The following is a 19,868-nucleotide window of genomic DNA, read 5'->3' as shown; positions in this document are numbered from 1 at the left end:
TTTTTTGGTATGATACGGGTATCTATAGGCATCTTGAGGAGGAAGCAGTTATGAAAGTACTCGTTACGGGCGGGGCTGGGTTTGCCGGCTCGCACATTGCAGATGCGCTGCTCGCAGCCGGGCATGAGGTCGTCATCGTCGACAATCTCGCCACCGGTTCGAAGCACAACGTCCCTCAGGCGGCCGTCTTTTTCAACATGGACATCAATGACCCGAAGCTCTTCGATCTGATCAAAGAGGAAGGGATCGAGGCGATCTGCCACCAAGCGGCACAGATCAAGGTGACCGATTCGATCACACATCCCGATCATGATGCTCATGTGAACATCATCGGCACGATCAAACTGCTGGAAGCGGCCCGTCATTTGAAGATCAAGCGGTTCCTGTTTGCCGGTTCTGCCGCGATCTACGGGCAGCCGGACTACTTGCCTGTCGACGAAGAACATCCAAAGCGCCCGATGTCTTTCTACGGGTTGAGCAAAAAAGTGGATGAAGAATACATACGCATGTACGGCGAACTGTTCGGTGTCAACTACATGATCTTGCGCTATGCCAACATCTACGGCCCGCGCCAAGGCCGGACCGGCGAAGGCGGCGTGGTCTCGATCTTTATGGAGAACATGATCAAAGGTCTGCCGGTCACCATCGAAGGCGACGGCGGCGCGACCCGCGACTACATCTATATCGAGGATGTGGCGAAGGCGGTCGTGATCGCGCTGGAGTCGGACGTGATCGGCACGGTCAACGTCTCGACGGAGACGCAGGTGTCGGTCAACGAGCTGTTTGACACGATGAAACGGGCGGTCGGCTACCCGCAAGACGCGGTGCGCGGCCCGGCTCGCATCGGCGATATCTATCTGAGCTCGCTGTCGAACCGCCGCATCGGCGAACTGTTGCCGCAGTGGCGCCCGCAGACGTCGCTGGAAGACGGTTTGCAAAAGACGGTGGCCTGGGGCCGCACCGTCTACTCGCCGGACAAGGAGTGAGTCTGACATGGTGACCAAGTCGATCTCCACCTCGCAGTTGATCCAAGAGTTCCACCTGCAATTGGTCAATCCCGGAGCGGACACCGAGCGTCCGATCACCGTCGGCGACCTGTCGCGACCGGGTCTCGCGCTCGCCGGGTATACGACGTATCACCCGTTTGAGCGGGTGCAGGTGCTCGGCAAGACGGAGGTCTCTTTTTTTGAATCGCTGTCCGATCAGGTCAAGGATCTGCGGGCCGAGAAGATCTGCACCTACGAGGAGACGCCTTGCATCATCGTTTCGCGCAACTTGGAGATCCCGGAGCAGCTGTTGGCGGCGGCGAGTCGTCACCGACTGCCGATCCTGCGCTCGCCGGAGTCGACATCGGTGATGACCGGACGGCTCCTGTCCTATCTGGACCGGGAGTTGGCCAAAGAGACGGTGATGCACGGCGTGCTGGTCGACGTCTACGGCATCGGCATCCTGATCACCGGTACCAGCGGCATCGGCAAAAGCGAGACGGCGCTGGAATTGGTCAAGCGGGGACATCGACTGGTTGCCGACGACGCCGTCGAGATCCGCCAGATCGGCGAAACGATCCTCGAAGGCACGTCACCGGAACTGCTGCGCCACCTGATCGAGATCCGGGGCCTTGGCGTGCTCAACGTGATGACGTTGTTCGGCGCAGGCGCGATCCGCACGCACAAGGACATCGAACTGGTGATCAAACTCCAGATGTGGGAGGATCAGACGGCGTACGACCGTCTCGGCCTCGACGAAGAGATGATCCAGATCCTCGACGTCGACGTGCCCTGCATCCTCCTGCCGGTCCGTCCGGGCCGCAACCTCGCCGTTATTTTAGAGGTGGCGGCGATGAACCAGCGTTTGAAGCGCATGGGCTACAACGCGGCCCGGGATCTGTCCGAACGCATGACTCGCTCGATGGAAGAGGGAAACGGCAATTGACCGTTTTCCTCTTTTTTTGTGGCTTTTTTGTGTCTGCGGGAGGAACGTGGCGGAATGTGTCGAATCTAAAGTGTCGGACAGAGAAAAGTCTAAAAAAATAAACAACACTTTGGGGATCACAGTGCAAACGGGAGGCGAAAGCATGGGTAAGCTGACAGAGAAGACGTCTGAACAACAGATTCAGGCAGTGGCTGGCAGCCAAGCAAGAATGAAAGCCTATTACAGCCGTATGAAGAATTCGACATTTTGGGACGCCGCGAAAGATGAGATTCGCGCGACTTTTAATATCCGCAACACCATGGCAACACTGGCGGTTCTGATGCTCGCCACCGTGGGGATCACGACCGCCCACGGCAAGGTCGCCGGCACGGAGACCGTCTACCGCGTATACATAGACGGCCAATACCACGGCCTCGTGCGCGACAAGGCGCTGATCGAAGAGACGATCACCGCATTTGGCGACAAGGTCAAAGCAAACATTGAGTTTCAAGAAGTGCATCAGGCGGTCGTTTCGACGCAGGAGTCCTACGTGGCGCAGGCGATTGAAGACACGACGAAGACGATCGTCGACATGATGGCGATTCGCGTGGACGGCGTGGACGTCGCCTACGTCAAAGACGCAGAGACCGCCGAAAAGATCGTCGGCAAACTGAAAGGACAATTTGTCAAAAGCGATTCCAATGTAAAAGTCGCATTTGCCGAACAGGTCGATTTTGTTGCGATCAAAGAAGACAAATCGAAAATCCTCGCACCGGACGCGGCCTACTCGCTGATCGTGCAGGGCAAAAACGAGAAAAAGACCTACGTTGTCTCGCGCGGCGATTCGCTGTGGACCATCGCCGAGAAAAACAAGGTCACCGTCGAAGAGTTGCAACAGGCCAATCCGGACGTGCACAACGTTGACGAGATCAAGGAGGGGCAGTCGCTCAACCTGACCGCCTATGAACCGTTGATCAACGTGTTCGCGACCTACGACGAAGAACGCGAGATCATGACCAACTACGAGATCGAATACAAGGAAGACGATTCGCTCCCCAAAGGCCAGGAGAAAGTGCTGGAACAGGGCGCAGAAGGCAAGAAAAAGCAGACGGTCCGCGTGCGCACCAAAAACGGCGCGGTCATGAAGGAAGAAGTGCTGGCTGAGACGGTGATCACCGAGCCGAAGAAGGAAGTGGTCGCCAAAGGGACCAAGATCTCCGCAGGAGCGGCGTACTACAACGGTCCGGTGGCGGCAGCAGGCGGCGGTGACTGGGCGTGGCCGATCGGCGGCGGCTATGTGTCGTCTCACTACGGCGAAAACCGCGGCGGACGTCCGCACTTTGCGATTGACATCGCAGCGGGGACCGGCACGCCGGTCTACGCGTCGAACAGCGGTACTGTCATCCAGGCGGGCGATGCGGGCGACGGCTACGGCAACTGCATCATCATCTCGCACGGCAACGGCATCACCACCCTGTACGCGCATCTCAATTCGATGAGCGTCTCCGCAGGGCAGACGGTGCAAAAAGGCCAGTACATCGGCGGCGTCGGCTCGACCGGCTGGTCGACGGGCGCGCATCTGCACTATGAAGCGCGCATCAACGGAACGAAGGTCAATCCGGCTCCGTATATGTGATCCACCCTATATTTGATTTTGCAGAGGTCCGTGCTTGGTGCGGGCCTCTTTATGCTATAATTTGAGTCAGCATCTTGGAAGTGGGAGAGGAGTCACACACGATGAAAGAGATGATGGGGCGCGGCTTGCTCTCCGGTTTGAAAACCACGTGGACGCTGGGCAAGATCGTCGTGCCGATCACGGTGATCGTCACGCTGCTCAAACACACGCCGGTGATCGAGTGGATCGTCTGGTTGTTTGCACCCGTGATGAGCTTTGTCGGACTGCCGGGCGAAGCGGCGGTCGTGCTGGCGCTCGGCTGGGTGCTGAACCTGTACGCGGGGATCGGCGCGATCTTCTCGTTGCAGTTGGCGGGGCCGCAGATCTTCATCCTGGCGGTGATGATGTCGTTTGCGCACAATCTGTTCGTGGAGACGGCGGTGGCGAGACGGATGGGGCTGTCCGGCGCGATTGTGGTAGGCGTCCGCATCGGCACGGCGCTGCTGTCCGGCGCTTCGCTGCATCTGATCTTGGGAAATGAGATCACATCGGCGGCCGGGAGCTATCAGCATGCGACGAGCTATCTGTGGCAGACGCCGATTTTGGATACGGCGGGTGAAGTGTTGCTGACTGCGTTTACGGCGGTGTGGCAGTTGGCGTTGATCGTGATTCCGCTGATGTTTGTGATTCAAATCTTGAAGGAACTGCATGTGCTCGACAAACTGGCGCATGGGACCCATCCGTTCCTGCGCTGGCTCGGCATGTCGGAAAAGGCGGCGATCCCGATGCTGGCCGGGATCTGGTTTGGCCTTGCGTACGGCGCGGGCGTGATCTTGGAAGCGACGCGGGAGCATCCGCTGAGCAAGCGGGAGATGTACCTGATCATCACCTTCCTCGTGCTCTGCCACGCGGTGGTGGAGGACACGTTGCTGTTCCTGCCGCTCGGAGTCAACGGCTGGTATTTGCTCGCGATTCGACTGGTCGCCGCGATTGTGGTGACGGCGGTGCTGGCGCGGATTTGGAAGGCAAACCGAGGCGTGCAAAACGCCGCGAACACATCGGCGTAGAGGTGCAGAGGAGGAGGAGCAGATGCGTTTTCGATATGTGCTGTTTGATTTGGACGGGACGCTGCTCGACACGAACGAGCTGATCTTGCGCTCCGTGGAGCAGGCGTTGGAAGAGTTTGCGCCCGGACGATTTTCCAGAGCGGACATCTTGCCGCACATGGGTGAGCCGCTGTCGGTGCAGGTGGCGAGATTTTTGCCGGAGCGGATGGACGAGGTGATCGCCCGCTACCGACAGCTGTACATGGAGCAACATGACGACCTGGTCACCGCGTTCCCGCATGCCAAAGAGGTGCTCGAGCGGCTGGCCCGCGACGGGTACCGGATCGCCGTCGTCACCAGCAAGATCCGCCGCACGGCGGAGCTCGGTTGGAAAGTGTGCGGGCTGCCCGACTGCCACGAAGCGTTTCTGACCATCGAAGACACGGACAAGCACAAGCCCGACCCGGAGCCGGTGCTCAAAGCGGTCGAAAGGCTCGGTGCGGTGCCGGCCGAGACGGTGATGATCGGTGACAGCCCGTATGACATCCTCGCCGGGAGGGCGGCCGGCGTCGCCACCATCGGCGTGAAATGGAGCCTGCGCGGCGAAGAAGGGCTGCGCGAGTACCGGCCTGACTTCCTCGTCGAGGACATGCTGGAGCTTGAAGCGATCATCAGAGGAGAGAAGTAACGATGCGCGATACGGTCCGTTACCCGGTCAAAGGGGCAAACGCTCTGTGGCAACTGTATAAAACGGTCAGCTTTTTCAAAGTGGCCAAAAACTTTGCGGTGATCCAGCTCTCCCGCTACACGCCGTTTCTCGGCGTGAAGAACTGGCTGTACCGCACCTTCCTCGGCATGCAGGTGGGGGATCAGACGGCGGTGGCGTTGATGGTGATGATGGACGTGATGTTCCCGGAGCTCATCTCCGTCGGTCGCAACACGATCATCGGCTACAACACGACGATCCTCGCTCATGAATACCTGACAGACGAGTACCGGCTCGGCCGCGTGATCATCGGCGACAACGTGATGATCGGGGCCAACTCGACGCTGCTCCCCGGCATCACCATCGGCGACGGGGCGGTGGTCGCGGCCGGGTCGCTGGTCAACCGCGACGTGCCCGCCGGTGCGTTCGTCGGCGGCAATCCGATCCGGATCATCCGCACGGCCGAATCCCGTGCCGAGGGCGATGAACAGCAACTCGACGTACCGTCCGCCGATCAGACGATACTCCTCCACTAGAAAAATATTTCTACAGTGGAGCAGGAGTTTTTTCTGCTGGCGTTGTAAATACCTGCTTAAATACCTTTCATTCTCCGCCGATGGGGGGCTTTGCGAAAAGCTGCGGCGTCGAGATGTGACGGGCTTCGTGTTCCTAACGAGAAAACAGCCACGGTGCGAGATTTGCGCCGTGGCTGTTTTCATAAGCGCGGATTGACACATCCTAACACCCGTGTTAGGATAACCGTAGCAAACTCTTTAGTATATTAGCAGACTAAAGCATTGGACGTGAAGAAGGATGGAAAAACCGATTTTGTTTGAAAAGCCGCGCGGTGTGCGCGACGTGCTGCCGCCGCTTGCTGCTCGCAAGCGCGAAGTGGAAAAGAGAGTTGCCAAAGTGTTTCAACGCTGGGGATACGAAGAGATCGTCACTCCGACGTTCGAATATGCGGATACCTTCCTGAACGGGGCGTTCCGGGATGAGGAAGACAACCTGTTTAAATTTATCGAGCGGTCCGGCCGCACCGTCGTGCTGCGCCCGGACATGACGGCGCCGATCGCCCGCGTGGTGTCGTCGTTGCTCAAAGAGCAGCCGTTGCCGCTGCGACTCTCCTACAACGCGCCGATCTTCCGCCAGCAGGACCCGGCGGCCGGGCGCGATGCGGAGTTTACGCAGTCGGGCGTGGAACTGCTCGGCGATGCGACGCCCGATGCGGACGCCGAAGTGATCGCGCTGGCGATCACCGCGTTGCAGGAGGCGGGGGTGGCCGGGTTCCGGCTGGCCATCGGACAGGTGGCCTATCTGCAGGGGCTGTTTGCCGAACATGTGGACAGCGAGGCGGTGCGCGCCCGGCTGTCGGATGCGCTGCTCGCCAAGGACATCGTCGGCTACGAGCGGATCGTCACCGCGGATGTGGCGGAGGAAAAGGCGCGCGAGGTGTTGCTGGAAGTGCCGCGCCTGCGCGGGAGCCTCGATGTGCTGAAGCGGGCGCGGGCGTTGACATCGTCGGCACAAGCGCTGGCCGCTCTCGACAACCTCGATTCGATCTGGAAGGTGTTGCAACTGCACAACACCGAGGAGTTTTTGCAGATCGACCTGAGCCTTCTGCTCGGCCGCGAGTACTACTCCGGCGCGATCTTTGAAGGATACGCGCCTCATGTCGGGTTCCCGGTCTGCTCGGGCGGGCGCTATGACGAACTGGTCGGCAAGTTTGGCCGGCAGACACCGGCGACCGGATTTATGATCGGCATCGAGCGCGTGCTCGACGTGCTGGAAAAGAGCATGCCGCAAAAGGCGGCGGAGCGCTATCTGCTGCTCTATGAGGAGCGCGACCGCTACCCGGTGATCGGGTTTGCCGCGTTCCTGCGTTCGAAGCGGTTTATCGTCACGGCGCAGCGCGTGGAAGACGTGGCGGCGGAAGTGGCGGTGAAGCGTCCGGACGACGTGCTGGTGATCGCCTTCCAAGCGGGCAAGCTGATCACCCGCGACAAACTGGTTTCCGCGCTGTACACCGATTTTTCGCACATGTTCAGCCTCTAATCGAAAAAGGAGTTTTCCCTCATGACCATACAAGGTTTGACCGTCGCCCTGTCAAAAGGGCGGATCATGGACCAGACGCTCGATCTGCTGCGTGAAGCGGGCCTCCCCGTGCCGCAGGACATCGAAACGTCGCGCAAATTGATCCTGCCGAGCATGGGCGGTGAGATCGAGTTTATCCTCGCCAAGCCGGTCGACGTGCCGACCTATGTGGAATACGGCGTCGCCGACCTCGGCGTGGTCGGCAAAGACGTGCTCGTCGAGGCGGGCCGCGATCTGTATGAACTGCTCGACCTGAACATCGGCCGCTGCAAAATGTCGGTCGCCGGTCTGCCGGAGAAGCCGGCGCACTATGCGATGCCCCGCGTCGCGTCCAAATATCCCCGCATCGCCACCGAGTATTTCCGGGGTCGCGGGCAACAGGTGGAAGTGATTTTTCTGAACGGGTCGGTGGAGCTCGCTCCGCTGATCGGGCTGGCGGAGCGGATCGTCGACGTGGTGGAGACGGGCCGCACGCTGAAGGAGAACGGACTGGTGGTGCAAGAGGACATCATGGACATCTCGACGCGATTGGTGGCCAACCGGATGAGCTTCCGGTTGAAAAGCCAAGCGATTGACGAGTTTGTCCGCCTGCTGCGCCCGGTGGTGAAGAAGGAGGAGACGGTATGATCAAGGTGCTTCCGGCGGCAGAGTATAGACTCGACCGCGATCAGACGGAAAATCTGACGGAGCAGCGGGAGGCGGTGCAGAGCATTCTCTCTGAGGTGCGGGCAAAAGGCGATGCGGCCGTTCGCGATTTGACGAAGCGGTTCGACCGGGCGGAGCTGGACGACCTGCGCATCCCGGACGAGATGTACGAGTCGGCCTACGCGCAGGTGACCCCCGCTTTTGTGGAGGCGTTGCGCGAGGCGATCGTCAACATCCGCGTCTACCATGAAGCGCAAAAGCGCACGTCGTGGATGCTGCCGAGCGCGGACGGCTCGCTGCTCGGCCAGATCGTGCGCCCGTTGAAACGGGTCGGGGTCTATGTGCCGGGCGGTCTCGCGCCGTTGCCGTCGACCGCGCTGATGAACGTGATCCCGGCGCAAGTCGCCGGTGTGCCGGAGATCGTCGTCACCACGCCGCCGGACGCAGAAGGCCGCGTGCATCCGGGCATCCTCGTCGCGCTGAAGGAACTCGGCATCACCGAAGCGTACCGAATCGGCGGTGCGCAGGCGATCGGCGCGCTCGCCTACGGGACGGAGACGATCCGCCCGGTGGACAAGATCACCGGCCCTGGCAACGTCTACGTCGCGCTGGCAAAACAGGCGGTGTATGGCCTTGTCGCCATCGACATGATCGCAGGACCCTCCGACATTCTCGTCATCGCGGACGAGACGGCCGACCCGGACTATGTGGCGGCCGATCTGCTCTCTCAGGCGGAGCATGACCCGATGGCGCAGTCGATCTGCGTCACGCCGAGTCACGACCTCGCCATGCGCGTCGCGACGGCACTCGTCGAGCAGATCGGGAAACTGCCGCGCCGCGAGATCGCCGAGGCGGCGATACGCGGACAAGGGGCGATCCTCGTCACAAAAGACCTCGACGAAGCGGTGGAGGTGGCGAACCGGATCGCGCCGGAGCATCTGGAACTGATGGTGGCTCAGCCGACCGAGTGGCTGGGGCGCATTGAAAATGCCGGGGCGATCTTCCTCGGCCCGTATTCGACCGAACCGGTGGGCGATTACTTCGCCGGACCGAACCATACATTGCCGACCTACGGCACCGCACGATTTTCTTCGCCGCTGTCCCTCGATGATTTTGTAAAAAAATCGTCGGTGATCCAGTACGGCAAACAAGCTCTGCTGGCCAACGGGGAGAAGATCATCGCGCTGGCGGAGACAGAGGGGCTGGACGCGCATGCCAACGCGGTGCGTATCCGCCTGCAAAAAGAGGGAGGAAGCATTCAATGACCGACGCACTCGCACGAGTCAGCGAGATCAAACGCGACACCACCGAAACGCAGATCGAACTGAAGCTCAATCTGGACGGGGCAGGCACCCGCGAACTGAACATCCCGGTGCCGTTCCTGCGTCACATGCTCGATCTGTTCGCCAAGCACGGCGGATTTGACCTGACGATCAACGCGCAGGGAGACGTCGACATCGACGATCACCACACCGTCGAGGACATCGGCATCTGCCTTGGCAAAGCGTTCAAGGAGGCCATCGGCGACAAAGCGGGCATCAAGCGCTACGGCAACCGTTTTACGCCGATGGACGAGGCACTGTGCCAAGCGACCCTCGACATCTCCGGCCGTTCCTTCCTCGTCTTCAACGCCGAATTTCCCAAGGAGTACGTGGGCACGTTCAACACCGAGCTGGTGGAAGAATTTTTCCGAGCGTTTGTCGGCAATGCGGGCGTCACCCTGCATCTGAACTGCCACTACGGCACCAACACGCATCACATGATCGAGGGGCTGTTCAAAGCGTTTGGCGGTGCACTCTCGGAAGCGGTCTACCGCGATCCGAACGTGCGCGGCGTGCTGTCGACGAAAGGAGTGCTGTAGGATGTTCGCGATCATCGACTACGGCATGGGCAACCTGCGCTCGGTGGAAAAAGCGCTGGAGACGCTCGGGGCGGAAGTCACCGTCACGTCCGACCCGAACGTCGTCCGCATGGCGGACGGCGTGATCCTGCCTGGCGTGGGCGCATTTGGCGACGCGATGGAAAACCTGCGAGAGGCAGGGCTGATCCCGGTGATCCGCGACGTGGTGGCGGCGGGCACGCCGTTTCTCGGCATCTGCCTTGGCATGCAGCTCTTGTTCACCACCTCCGACGAACACGCCCTGTTTGAAGGGCTCAACCTGCTGAAAGGCCATGTGCGGATGTTCCAAGGCGATTTCAAGATCCCGCACATCGGCTGGAACGACCTGACTTTGCGCCGTGAGCACCCGATGCTGAACGGCGTGGCGGACGGCGACTATGTCTATTGGGTGCATTCTCTGGTCGTCGAACCGACAGATCCTGCTGTCGTGCTCGCCACCACCGACTACTACGGCGACGTGCCGGGCATCGTAGGTCTTGGCAACGTGTGCGGCATTCAGTTCCACCCGGAAAAATCCAGCCGTGTCGGCCTGCAATTGCTGGGCAATTTCGTGAACATCGTCACCGCGGCGAAAGAGGGAGTCAACGCATGAGCGAATTTTTGTTGTACCCGGCGATCGACCTGCTCGACGGGCAGGCCGTCCGTCTGTATAAAGGCGACTATGAGCAAAAGACCGTCTATGACGCCGACCCGGCTGCTGTCGCCCGTCGATTTAAGGAGGCGGGGGCGAGATATCTCCACGTCGTCGACCTCAACGGCGCGAAAGAAGGCTCGCCGCACAACCGTCCGGTGATCGAAGCGATCGTCCAAGCGTCCGGCCTGCCCGTGCAAGTGGGCGGCGGCATCCGCAACGGCGATACGCTGGAAGCCCTGTTTGCCCTCGGCGTGTCGCGGGCGATTCTCGGCACAGCGGCGGTGAACCAGCCGGAATTTGTACGGGAAGCACTGAAGGAATACGGGGAGAAGATCGCCATCGGCATCGATGCCAAAGACGGTTTCGTCGCCGTCAACGGCTGGCTGGAGACGTCGTCGATCACCGCCGTGGAACTGGGCTGCGAGCTGAAGGCGGCGGGTGCGACGACCGTCATCTTCACCGACATCTCCCGCGACGGCACTCTCACCGGACCGAACGTGGCGGCGACCGTCGAGATGGCGGAAAAGACCGGCCTTGGCGTGATCGCGTCGGGCGGCATCAAGGAGACGGGCGACCTGCTGGAGCTGGCGAAGTATCGTGGCCAAGGCGTGATCGGCTCGATCATCGGCAAAGCGATCTACAACGGCAACATCGACCTCGCGACGGCGATCCGGGACGTGGGTCAGACGGTGACGGGAGGTCGGGCCTGATGTTGACCAAGCGCATCATCCCCTGCTTTGACATCAAAAACGGCCGCGTCGTCAAAAACGTCTCCTTCCTGACCAACGAGCGGGATGCGGGCGACCCGGTCGAGCTGGCGAAGATCTACGAAGAGCAAGGGGCCGACGAACTGGTCCTGCTCGACATCACCGCCACCGATGAAAATCGCGGCACCCTGCTCGACATCGTACGCCGCACCGCCGACCAAGTGTTCATCCCGTTCACCGTCGGCGGCGGCGTGTCGCAGGTCGATCATTTCCGCGAGATCTTGAAAGCGGGCGCAGACAAAGTGGCGATCAACACGGCAGCTGTGAAAACGCCGCAGCTGATCACCGATGCGGCGAAGCGGTTCGGCACTCAATGCGTCGTCGTCTCCATCGACGGCAAATGGGACGACGGGCTGCAAGACTGGATCGTCGTGATCCACGCCGGAAAAAAGCCGACCGAGCTGCGCGTCATCGAGTGGGCGAAGGAAGTCGAACGCCTCGGTGCGGGCGAGATCCTGTTGACCTCGTTCGACCAAGACGGGCAAAAGAGCGGCTTTGACGTCGAGTTGACCCGCCGCGTCGGCGAAGCGGTGAAGATCCCGGTGATCGCGTCGGGTGGTGCCGGGGAGATGTCGCACTTCTACGACGTCTTTACCGAAGGCAAAGCGGATGCGGGGCTGGCTGCTTCGATCTTCCACTTCAAAGAGACGACCGTGACCGAAGTGAAAAAATATTTGAAAGAACGCGGGGTGGCGATCCGATGAGCTACGAGTGGATCGAGAATCTGAAATACGACCCGGCTACCGGCCTGATCCCTTGCATCGTGCAGGACGTGCAGAGCCGTGACGTGCTGATGCTCGCCTACATGAACCGCGAGTCGATCATCCTGACGGTGGAGACCGGGCAGACCTGGTTCTGGTCGCGCTCCCGAGAGCAGCTATGGAACAAAGGCGCGACGTCCGGTCACACGCAGCGCGTCGTGCGGTTTGGGTACGACTGCGACCGCGACACGCTGCTGGCCGAGGTGGAGCAGACGGGACCGGCGTGCCACACGGGCTCGTACAGCTGTTTCTTTGAAGAAGCACCGGGCTATGCGTCAAGTGAACGAGCGGCAAAACAGCAGGCGGGCCACCGCTATGCGATCCTCGACGAGCTGTTGCAGACCATCGCCGAGCGTGACGCAAAGCGACCGGAAGGCGCGTACACCACGTACCTGTTTGAAAAGGGTCTGGAAAAGATCCTGAAAAAGATCGGCGAAGAAGCCACCGAAGTCGTGATCGCCGCCATGAAAGGCGACAAGGAAGAACTGACCGCCGAAGCGGGCGATGTGATCTATCATCTGCTGGTGCTGTTGCAAGAGCAGAAGCTCTCGTTTGACAACGTGCTGGCTCTGCTGGAAGCGCGCCACGCGAAGAAAGATATCAAAAACAAATAACAGAAGCGGCCCCTCGAAGAGAAAGAGGGGTCGCTTCTTTTATGTGCTGTGTCTGGCATGAACTGCGTTCTTCTCAACTGGCGATCAGCCCCGACCGTCTGCCCAGACGATGCGCGGATCGATCTGGCGGAACAGACGGCAGGCGACCGGCTGGAAGCCTTGCTTGGGCCAGAAGCGGGAGGAGAGCAGGTTGGTCATGCGCCAGTCGGAGGAGCAGACCTGCCAGCCCTGCTCGCGGGCGTGGTGCAGTCCGTGCCGCACCACCGTCTGCCCGATGCCAAGACCCCGTGCGGACGGAACGGTGCCGCCGACGCCAAGGGAGATGCAACGAGCGGGGGTGAGCAAGTTGTGGTCGGACGGCTCCTCGGGCCAGAACACTTGGTAGCCGACTGGCTTGTCGTTTTGGAACGCGAGCCAGAATGTCACGTCCGCTTCGTCGAGCAGTCCGGCATAGCCGTCTTGGAGTTGCGACGTCTCGCCGGGGAGAGTCGCGGAGAAGACCGGGGTGCGGACTTGGTGCTGCAGGATCGTCGGCGCGAGGTCGCGGATGGCGGCCTCGTCCGATTTTTCTGCATGGCGGATCGTCAGGTCGGGCACAGCGGGGGCGTCGGTTGCAGGGCTTGTGACGGGGGAATCGCTGTCAGACAGCGTCATGACCGCGTGCACCTGCTCGTGTCCGAATCCCAGCCGGAACCATGCGTCCACCACCGCTGCGTCGCCGCTTGGCACGAGCACATAGTGCTTGAAATATCCTTGCGGCACGATGATCTCAGCCAGCGCAGCGTACAGGTCGCGGTACACCTCCGCCGACTCGCCCGCTGCGAGTGCGAGTCCCGCGTAGTCCACCCAAAGGTGGCGTTCCCGACTGTCGTTGGTCTTCAAAGTGCCGAGCAAGTACCCGGCCAATTTTCCGTCCCGTACAGCCGCCAGCCCGACCGCTTGCGGCGAGTCAACCAGATGCTGAACGGCTTTCTTCGCGTGCTCCGGCTCTTCAAACTGTGCGGGCAGTTCCGGACGCACTGTGCGTTCGGCGCGATGGCGCGCTGCCAAAAGTTGAGCCGCCTCCTCGAGATGTTCTGCCTGCAAAGGGAGAATTCTCATCCATCTCATCCTTTCGCTCCCATCAATTACAAGGATTTTACAGGAAATTGCGAAGAGATGGAACAGGAAAAGTTGAGATTCTCCAACTGTATGTGTAAGAATAAACCTACAAGCATCGAGTAAACTAAAAAATGACCGCAGGTGCGGGAACACCTACGGTCTTTTACACAACTGATACCCCTCTAAGGGTGTCGGCTCACCTGAAAAGAATAGACCTCCAAGCCGTTGGAAGCTTAAGGGAGGTCTATTTCTTTAGCAGTATATGCAGGATTGTCAGGATCACAGTCAGCGAACCGAAGGAGAATCTGAGAATATACACGTAAAAGGAGATTTCACTTTTGGGTGCCTGGGGAACCGATCTATTCGACGATGATACAGCGTTGGACATGCGTGCAGACTTCGAAGAGCTGTTGGAGGACGGATACTCCGTGCCGGAAGCGACAGCGCGTATCCTGGAAGAGTATGAGGAGATGTACGACGACGAGGAAGATCAGCGGGCGGACATCTGCCTGATCCTCGCCGCTCTGCAGATGGAACAGCACGAGTTGCAGCCGGAGATAAAAGCCCGTGCGCTCGAGATCATCGCGAACGGCGAAGGCCTCGAGCTCTGGGCGGATGTGCGCGACGGGGGCGAGACGTTGGCGGAGCGCAAGGAGGTGCACGAGGCGTTGAGGCAGCAGTTGCTCGCCCATCAAAACAAAAACAAAACCGCTTGGTCCCGGTGGATCAAGCGGCTGTTCAAACCGAAGCGGTCCTGAGCGGGCCGCTTTTTATTTTATCTACCTTTGAAAAGCTGACACGTAAACTGATGAGCTACTTCTTGTGGGGCTATCTTATAAGTGCTAGTATATGGTTCTACAACTGAATAAAAAGGTGGAATCTCCATGACAGCTGATCTCGTAATGAAACCAACAAATGATCTGGTCTTCAAAGCTTTGTTCGGTCAAGACAGCAGCCGATCTTTTTTACAATCGCTTCTGGAATCCATTCTTCAAACGGGAATCACAAACTTGAGCATCGTCGATCCTGTGATCAAAATCCAAGATGTGTCGGATAAGAGCCCAATCCTTGACATCAAAGTGCTCACTGCTGAAAATGAGTATATCAATATCGAGATTCAGGTCGCGAAGCAAACCTATTTCTCGAATCGTTCTTTATACTACTGGGCGAGAATTTACGGCTCACAACTGGCAGAAGGGGAGTCGTACACCCGCTTGAAAAGAGCAATTTGCATCAACTTCTTGGACTTTCGTTTCTTCCCAGACTTGAAATTCCACAGTGCCTTTCAGATTCAGGAGAGCAAGACTGGACTTCTTTTGACTGATCACTTCGAAATGCATTTCATTGAATTGCCAAAGTTCGGATACGCTAAGGAAGAGGTGCTTCAAGAGAAAAATCTGCTCTACCAATGGATATATTTCATAAAGTATGCAGACAAATTGAGCGTGGAGGATGTGAGGCACATGAGTGAACCGATCCGAAATGCATATGGCAAGCTCGTGACTCTGAGTGCAGACGAAACGCTGCGACTACGAATCATTTCTCAGGAGATCGGCAGAAAAGATCAACAGCAACGCATGCAAGATCTCATCGATGATGCACAACTGGATGGCCGAAAAGAGGAAGCGATTGAAACATTGCGTGAATGGCTGTTTGATTTTCATGGCTTGGATCTGTCGCCTTACGAACAGCAGATCAGAAGGCAATCCCTTGAAAAGATTCGCGAGTTGCGTCAAGGACTGCGGAAAGATAAATCGCTTGTGATTCGTGACTTGGAAAGTTTGTAGCGCAAGGCAGTGCACGAGGCAAAACAAAACCGCTTGGTCCCGGTGGATCAAGCGGCTGTTCAAACCGAAGCGGTCCTGAGCGGGCCGCTTTTTTATTTGTGATGGTCGATGCCGATAAACGCCTCGATGAAATCGACCACCCGCGTCTCGTCCAACGCCTCCAGCCGGTCGATCCGTCCCCAGGCTGTCAGGGTGATGGCGTTTTTCATCTCCGGGTAGGGCGCGAGGACGACGCGCTCTTGGTAGCCGCCGACCAGTTTCTCCAGTCGGGCGACGGCGTCGTCGGCCGACTGGCTGTGGTAGATTACGACGCCGCCGTCCTCCAGATTGTGCACCAGCGTCTCAAACGGCACGGCTTCTTTGTGCACGCCCCAGTTGGCGATGTACTCGGTGTGCGGGCCGGACGTGGGCGGGTCGGAGTTGTACGGTTCGTGCGGCGAGGTCGGCTCGTCGATGTGCGACTGGTCCTTCATGATCTCGACGGCCTCGCCCGGCAACGGATTTTGTTGGATGACGAACGTGATCACCGCCGCCAGCACGAGGAGGACGCCGCCGACCCAGAGCCAGGTGCGGATCGTCTTTTTCTTTTTTGCTTCTTCACGGCGCTGATCGGCGCGGGCTTTTTTGGCAGGGTTGCTGTTTTTCTTGGCCAAAGAATCTTACTCCTTTCCGAATTGCCAGCAAGTGAGGCTGAGCGAACCGAATTGGTAACTGCGATAAAGCAACTGCGCAGACGGCGAGTCATCGGCCGCTCCCATCGCGTAGAACAGCGGGACAAAGTGCTCGTTTCGTGGCACCGCTTGGCGGGCGTGGGGCGCTTTCGTCTCGTAGTCGAACAGCTCGGCGGTGTCCCATTTTTGCAGACGGTCGATCAGCCAGTCGTCAAAGGCGACCGCCCATGCATCCGGCTGTGACGCGTTCCAGTTGATCTGGCGCAGGTTGTGAACGGTGCCGCCGCTGCCGATGATCAGGATGTCTTCACGGCGCAGTGCGGACAAGGCCTTGCCGATGCGGTATTGTTCCTCCGGCGTGAGGAACGGGTTGACCGACATCGAGATCACCGGGACGTCGGCTGCCGGGTACAGCAGGCGCAGGATCACCCAGGCGCCGTGGTCGAGGCCGCGCTGCTCGTTGAGTTGCGTCGGGATCTGCTGGTCATCGAGCAGAGCCTTCACGCGGTCGGCCAGTGCGAGATCGCCTTTGGCCGGGTAGCGGAGGCGGTACATCTCCTCCGGGAAGCCGTAAAAATCGTGGATCGTCTCGTACGCCTCGACGCGGCCGACCGCTTGCACCGGCGTTTCAAAATGAGCGGAAAAAATCACGATGGCCTTCGGTTTCGGATAGTGATCGGCAAGCTCGGCCAGAAACGTGGTGTAGTCGTTCGATTCGATCGCCAGCGTGGGCGCGCCGTGCGCGATAAACAGGGATGGCAGCATGTGAATGAGAACCTCCTCGATGATAAGATTTCCAATTCGTCGTTTTTATATAGAGAACTTTGTTTCTTATTGAGCGAACTTAGCTCTATCATAACACAAAACCACCCCGGTTTGGCTACGACCTCCGTCTGTGCGTCCATTTGCGCAGATGATGCAAAGTCGCGCGATTCTGGAAGAGAAGAGCTAGATGGGTCGGTTCTCGCATATTCTTTTGTGTTACGATATGGTCGATATAGATCGAGAATCCGATGAGATGACGAGAGGGATTGGGACATGGTGTGGAATCACGGTTTGATTGATTTTTTGACAAAGCATCGCGAGGAGATCGCGCATGACTGGGTAAACCGGCGGCCGAGTGATCCTTCGAGCCCCTATCTGTATCAAGCGATCATCGATCAGGAGGCGGACAACTGGACGGAACACAGCGGCGCTCACCTGATGGGGATGTTGGTGCGGAGCTTGAACGGCGACATCCGCGAAGAGGTGGAGACCTGGACGAAGCACATGGGGTCGACGCGCGCTCGGCAAGGCATCGACATCAGCCACAGTCTGGAGCGGTTTACCGCGTATCGCCAAGTGCTGTGGCGCTATCTGTTCCGCTATTACAAAGCGCAGGGGATCGACGAGAGCCCTGATGAATTTTTCCGTGTCTTGGAGCATTTCGCCGACACGTTAAATCTGTTGCAGGAGCGGTATTGCTCCCATTTTTTCGCCTACAAAGAGCAGATCATCGAAGCGCAGCGCACGCTGATCGGCGAACTGGCGGTGCCGGTGATGCCGATCACCGAGGATGTCTGCGTGTTGCCGTTGCTCGGCACCATCGACACGCACCGGGCGAAGGTGATCCTCGAAACGACGCTGCAGCGCGTGATGGAGCAGCAAGCACGCTATCTGGTCATCGATGTCTCCGGCGTGATGGTGATCGACACGATGGTGGCACAGCGGTTGTTTGAGATCGTCAAAGCGTTGCGCCTGATGGGTACGACGTCGATCCTGAGCGGCATCCAGCCGGATGTGGCGCAGACGATGGTGCAACTTGGCATCCAGGTCTCGGCGCAAGTGGAGACGATGAACAACCTGCGTCAGGCGTTGCGCCGCATCGAGGATCTCAAACGGGCCGATGCCAAGGGTGAACGGTTGACGCGCAGTCTGTTTCTGAATGATCAAGAATAGCGAGACCTGCAGAGACACCTTTTTTAAAAAAAGGTGTCTTTTCTGTAACCATTTGGAAATTGTCGTCGTCTATCTAGATGAATCGATGGAATTCGGTCAGAAGAAAGGTGGAGGTACGTATGGGTCAGCAATCTCCTGTCAAAAAAATTGGTTTGGCTCTGGCACTGACTCTCTTGCTCGCAGGATGCACGGAGGCACCGACCGCCACACCCGCGCCGCCGACACCCGCGCCGCCGACGTCCGCGTCGCCCGTGGAAACAGGTGCGCCGACGCAGCCGGTTCTCACGGAGGATGCGGAGATCCGCCTCGACTCCGAGCCGCGTCTCGTCTCGCCGACGACGACGCCGGTGCCGCCGGATGTGCAGACCTACACGCTGACGTTCCGCGAGCCGATGCAGCGGGACAGCGTGGAGCAGGCGATCTCGAAGCATCTCGATGACGCGGCCGCCTTGCAAAGAGAAGCAAAAAACGGCGGCACGGCGCAGGACGGCAAAGATCGGATGGAGGTCGAGTTGACCTTTGCCTGGAAGTCCGACACCGTGCTCAAACTCACGGCCGCGCCGAAAAAACTGCTGCCTTCTGAGGGAGCGGACTTCACCAACGTCTACCGCATCCAGCTCACCGGCGCGCTGACCCAAAGCGGCAAAGCGCTCGACGACCGGCAGTTGTTCCGGGCGGTCGTGACGCAGCCCGACCAACTGTACCGCTACCGGACGGACGGCACGGGGGCGAAAGAGCAGATCTCCCGCTTCAACGTGCCGTATACCAAGATGAGACCGCTCGACGCACAAGGGCGCAACTACCTGCTCTACCGCCCCATTCAATGGTGCCAGTGCGACGCAGACTACGGTGATTTCTACACGGTCTATGAGCCGGAGACGGGCAAGATGACCCCGTATGAGGGCAAACTGTACATCGACTACATGGGACCTGGCGACTTCGTGGCCGACCGTCGCGGGTTCTTCTACCAGCCGAACGACAAGATCAGCACGGAAGGCACCGTCCGCGTGAAGGTGGAGGGCTACGTGCACGGGGCGAATTTCTCCCGCGACGGGAAAAAGCTCTTGCTCGCGCTCGGGGACGAGAAGCAGGAAGGCGACTACGACCTCGCGATCTATGACCTCGACAAAGGCGAGATCACGCAGCGATTGAAAGGCGTGCTGACGGGCGGCTACCCGATCAAACTGTTGGACGGGACCAAGACGCCGGTGGTCTTCACCGATGACGGTCAACAGGTGACGCTCGCGATGATGCGGCTGGAGGAAGCGAGCTACCTGGAGTTCCGCCACCGCTACAACTGGCAGAGCGGCACCGTGACCGCGTGGAATCCGCCGGTGGAAAAGACGACGTGGAGCGGCTACACGATGTCGGATGACCGCCTGTACCGCCTGTTCGCCAGCAGCGGCCTGTACAAAGGCGATCAAAAGGTCGCGGACGGCGTGCGACTGTACTATCTCCAAGGGCAGTGGGTGCATGGCACGCATCTGATCACGCAGATCGACCACCAGACGATGTCGTTGAACGTATTTGACGCTGACACCGGTCAATTTCGCACGCTCGCCAAAAACTTGCACCCAAGCGCGCAGGCGGTCGGTTCGTCGCCGGACGGGAAGTATGTGTACGTGAAGATGAGATAAACGTCAAAAAAGCACCTGTCCCTCGCGGGGCAGGTGCTTTT

21 protein-coding genes are annotated in these 19,868 nt (G+C 59.1%); 18 read left to right on the top strand and 3 right to left on the bottom strand.

What is annotated here, in order from left to right:
- Positions 1-50: 50 nt before the first annotated feature.
- The 14 genes from OS242_RS13985 to hisIE all read left to right on the top strand — a co-directional run bounded on the left by OS242_RS13985 (position 51) and on the right by hisIE (position 12,693).
- Positions 51-986, top strand: coding sequence for an NAD-dependent epimerase/dehydratase family protein (locus OS242_RS13985; protein ID WP_267152302.1), 936 nt, complete (start codon positions 51-53; stop codon positions 984-986).
- Positions 987-993: 7 nt separating this feature from the next.
- The gene (hprK, locus tag OS242_RS13980; RefSeq protein WP_267152301.1) at positions 994-1,932 is read left to right on the top strand and encodes an HPr(Ser) kinase/phosphatase; all 939 of its coding nucleotides are present in this window, start codon (positions 994-996) and stop codon (positions 1,930-1,932) included.
- A 142-nt stretch (positions 1,933-2,074) separates the two neighbouring features.
- Complete coding sequence (locus tag OS242_RS13975) at positions 2,075-3,547, top strand: M23 family metallopeptidase (protein WP_267152300.1); 1,473 nt, start codon at positions 2,075-2,077, stop codon at positions 3,545-3,547.
- 101 nt (positions 3,548-3,648) lie between these two features.
- The gene (locus OS242_RS13970) at positions 3,649-4,593 is read left to right on the top strand and encodes a nucleoside recognition domain-containing protein (RefSeq protein WP_323372951.1); all 945 of its coding nucleotides are present in this window, start codon (positions 3,649-3,651) and stop codon (positions 4,591-4,593) included.
- Positions 4,594-4,615: 22 nt separating this feature from the next.
- Positions 4,616-5,260 carry a pyrophosphatase PpaX gene (ppaX, locus tag OS242_RS13965; RefSeq protein ID WP_267152299.1) on the top strand — a complete coding sequence of 215 codons (645 nt, stop codon included), beginning with the start codon at positions 4,616-4,618 and terminating at the stop codon, positions 5,258-5,260.
- Between the two features lie 2 nt (positions 5,261-5,262).
- Positions 5,263-5,814 (top strand): acyltransferase, encoded by a 552-nt coding sequence (locus OS242_RS13960; protein ID WP_267152298.1) that lies wholly within the window; start codon positions 5,263-5,265, stop codon positions 5,812-5,814.
- A gap of 277 nt (positions 5,815-6,091) precedes the next feature.
- On the top strand, positions 6,092-7,333 hold the full coding sequence (gene hisZ, locus OS242_RS13955) for an ATP phosphoribosyltransferase regulatory subunit (RefSeq protein ID WP_267152297.1): 1,242 nt from the start codon (positions 6,092-6,094) through the stop codon (positions 7,331-7,333).
- A gap of 21 nt (positions 7,334-7,354) precedes the next feature.
- Positions 7,355-7,999, top strand: a complete 645-nt coding sequence (hisG, locus tag OS242_RS13950) for an ATP phosphoribosyltransferase (protein WP_267152296.1) — start codon at positions 7,355-7,357, stop codon at positions 7,997-7,999.
- The gene (gene hisD, locus OS242_RS13945; protein ID WP_267152382.1) at positions 7,999-9,282 is read left to right on the top strand and encodes a histidinol dehydrogenase; all 1,284 of its coding nucleotides are present in this window, start codon (positions 7,999-8,001) and stop codon (positions 9,280-9,282) included. The genes hisG and hisD overlap by 1 nt, the downstream gene beginning before the upstream one ends.
- The gene (gene hisB, locus OS242_RS13940) at positions 9,279-9,878 is read left to right on the top strand and encodes an imidazoleglycerol-phosphate dehydratase HisB (protein WP_267152295.1); all 600 of its coding nucleotides are present in this window, start codon (positions 9,279-9,281) and stop codon (positions 9,876-9,878) included. The genes hisD and hisB overlap by 4 nt, the downstream gene beginning before the upstream one ends.
- A 1-nt stretch (position 9,879) precedes the next feature.
- On the top strand, positions 9,880-10,509 hold the full coding sequence (gene hisH / locus OS242_RS13935; RefSeq protein ID WP_267152294.1) for an imidazole glycerol phosphate synthase subunit HisH: 630 nt from the start codon (positions 9,880-9,882) through the stop codon (positions 10,507-10,509).
- A complete protein-coding gene (gene hisA / locus OS242_RS13930) occupies positions 10,506-11,261 on the top strand; it encodes a 1-(5-phosphoribosyl)-5-[(5-phosphoribosylamino)methylideneamino]imidazole-4-carboxamide isomerase (protein WP_267152293.1) in 756 nt (251 codons plus the stop codon). The genes hisH and hisA overlap by 4 nt, the downstream gene beginning before the upstream one ends.
- Complete coding sequence (gene hisF / locus OS242_RS13925) at positions 11,261-12,022, top strand: imidazole glycerol phosphate synthase subunit HisF (RefSeq protein WP_267152292.1); 762 nt, start codon at positions 11,261-11,263, stop codon at positions 12,020-12,022. The genes hisA and hisF overlap by 1 nt, the downstream gene beginning before the upstream one ends.
- Positions 12,019-12,693 carry a bifunctional phosphoribosyl-AMP cyclohydrolase/phosphoribosyl-ATP diphosphatase HisIE gene (hisIE, locus tag OS242_RS13920; protein ID WP_267152291.1) on the top strand — a complete coding sequence of 225 codons (675 nt, stop codon included), beginning with the start codon at positions 12,019-12,021 and terminating at the stop codon, positions 12,691-12,693. The genes hisF and hisIE overlap by 4 nt, the downstream gene beginning before the upstream one ends.
- A gap of 84 nt (positions 12,694-12,777) precedes the next feature.
- On the opposite strand, the gene OS242_RS13915 is transcribed toward hisIE, so the two are convergent.
- Positions 12,778-13,743: a GNAT family N-acetyltransferase gene (locus OS242_RS13915; RefSeq protein ID WP_267152290.1), complete on the bottom strand. Its 966-nt coding sequence runs from the start codon at positions 13,741-13,743 to the stop codon at positions 12,778-12,780.
- A 389-nt stretch (positions 13,744-14,132) separates the two neighbouring features.
- On the opposite strand from OS242_RS13915, the gene OS242_RS13910 reads away from it, so the two are divergent.
- Complete coding sequence (locus OS242_RS13910; protein ID WP_267152289.1) at positions 14,133-14,552, top strand: DUF4259 domain-containing protein; 420 nt, start codon at positions 14,133-14,135, stop codon at positions 14,550-14,552.
- A 126-nt stretch (positions 14,553-14,678) separates the two neighbouring features.
- Positions 14,679-15,581, top strand: a complete 903-nt coding sequence (locus OS242_RS13905; protein WP_267152288.1) for an Rpn family recombination-promoting nuclease/putative transposase — start codon at positions 14,679-14,681, stop codon at positions 15,579-15,581.
- Between the two features lie 92 nt (positions 15,582-15,673).
- Here OS242_RS13905 and OS242_RS13900 read toward each other — a convergent pair whose 3' ends face one another.
- Entirely contained in the window at positions 15,674-16,234 is a 561-nt protein-coding gene (locus tag OS242_RS13900; protein WP_267152287.1) for a DUF3105 domain-containing protein, read from the bottom strand.
- Positions 16,235-16,240: 6 nt separating this feature from the next.
- Positions 16,241-17,017, bottom strand: coding sequence for a DODA-type extradiol aromatic ring-opening family dioxygenase (locus OS242_RS13895; protein WP_267152286.1), 777 nt, complete (start codon positions 17,015-17,017; stop codon positions 16,241-16,243).
- A gap of 273 nt (positions 17,018-17,290) precedes the next feature.
- Between OS242_RS13895 and OS242_RS13890 the strand changes: the two genes are divergently transcribed.
- Positions 17,291-18,190 (top strand): STAS domain-containing protein, encoded by a 900-nt coding sequence (locus tag OS242_RS13890; protein ID WP_267152285.1) that lies wholly within the window; start codon positions 17,291-17,293, stop codon positions 18,188-18,190.
- 119 nt (positions 18,191-18,309) lie between these two features.
- Positions 18,310-19,827 carry a WD40 repeat domain-containing protein gene (locus tag OS242_RS13885; RefSeq protein ID WP_267152284.1) on the top strand — a complete coding sequence of 506 codons (1,518 nt, stop codon included), beginning with the start codon at positions 18,310-18,312 and terminating at the stop codon, positions 19,825-19,827.
- Positions 19,828-19,868: the final 41 nt, after the last annotated feature.

This window comes from Tumebacillus lacus, assembly GCF_026410385.1.
Classification (GTDB): Bacteria; Bacillota; Bacilli; order Tumebacillales; family Tumebacillaceae; genus Tumebacillus; species Tumebacillus lacus.
The sequence above is the reverse complement of the archived record's forward strand: the minus strand, read 5'-3'. Positions and strand labels throughout refer to the sequence as shown.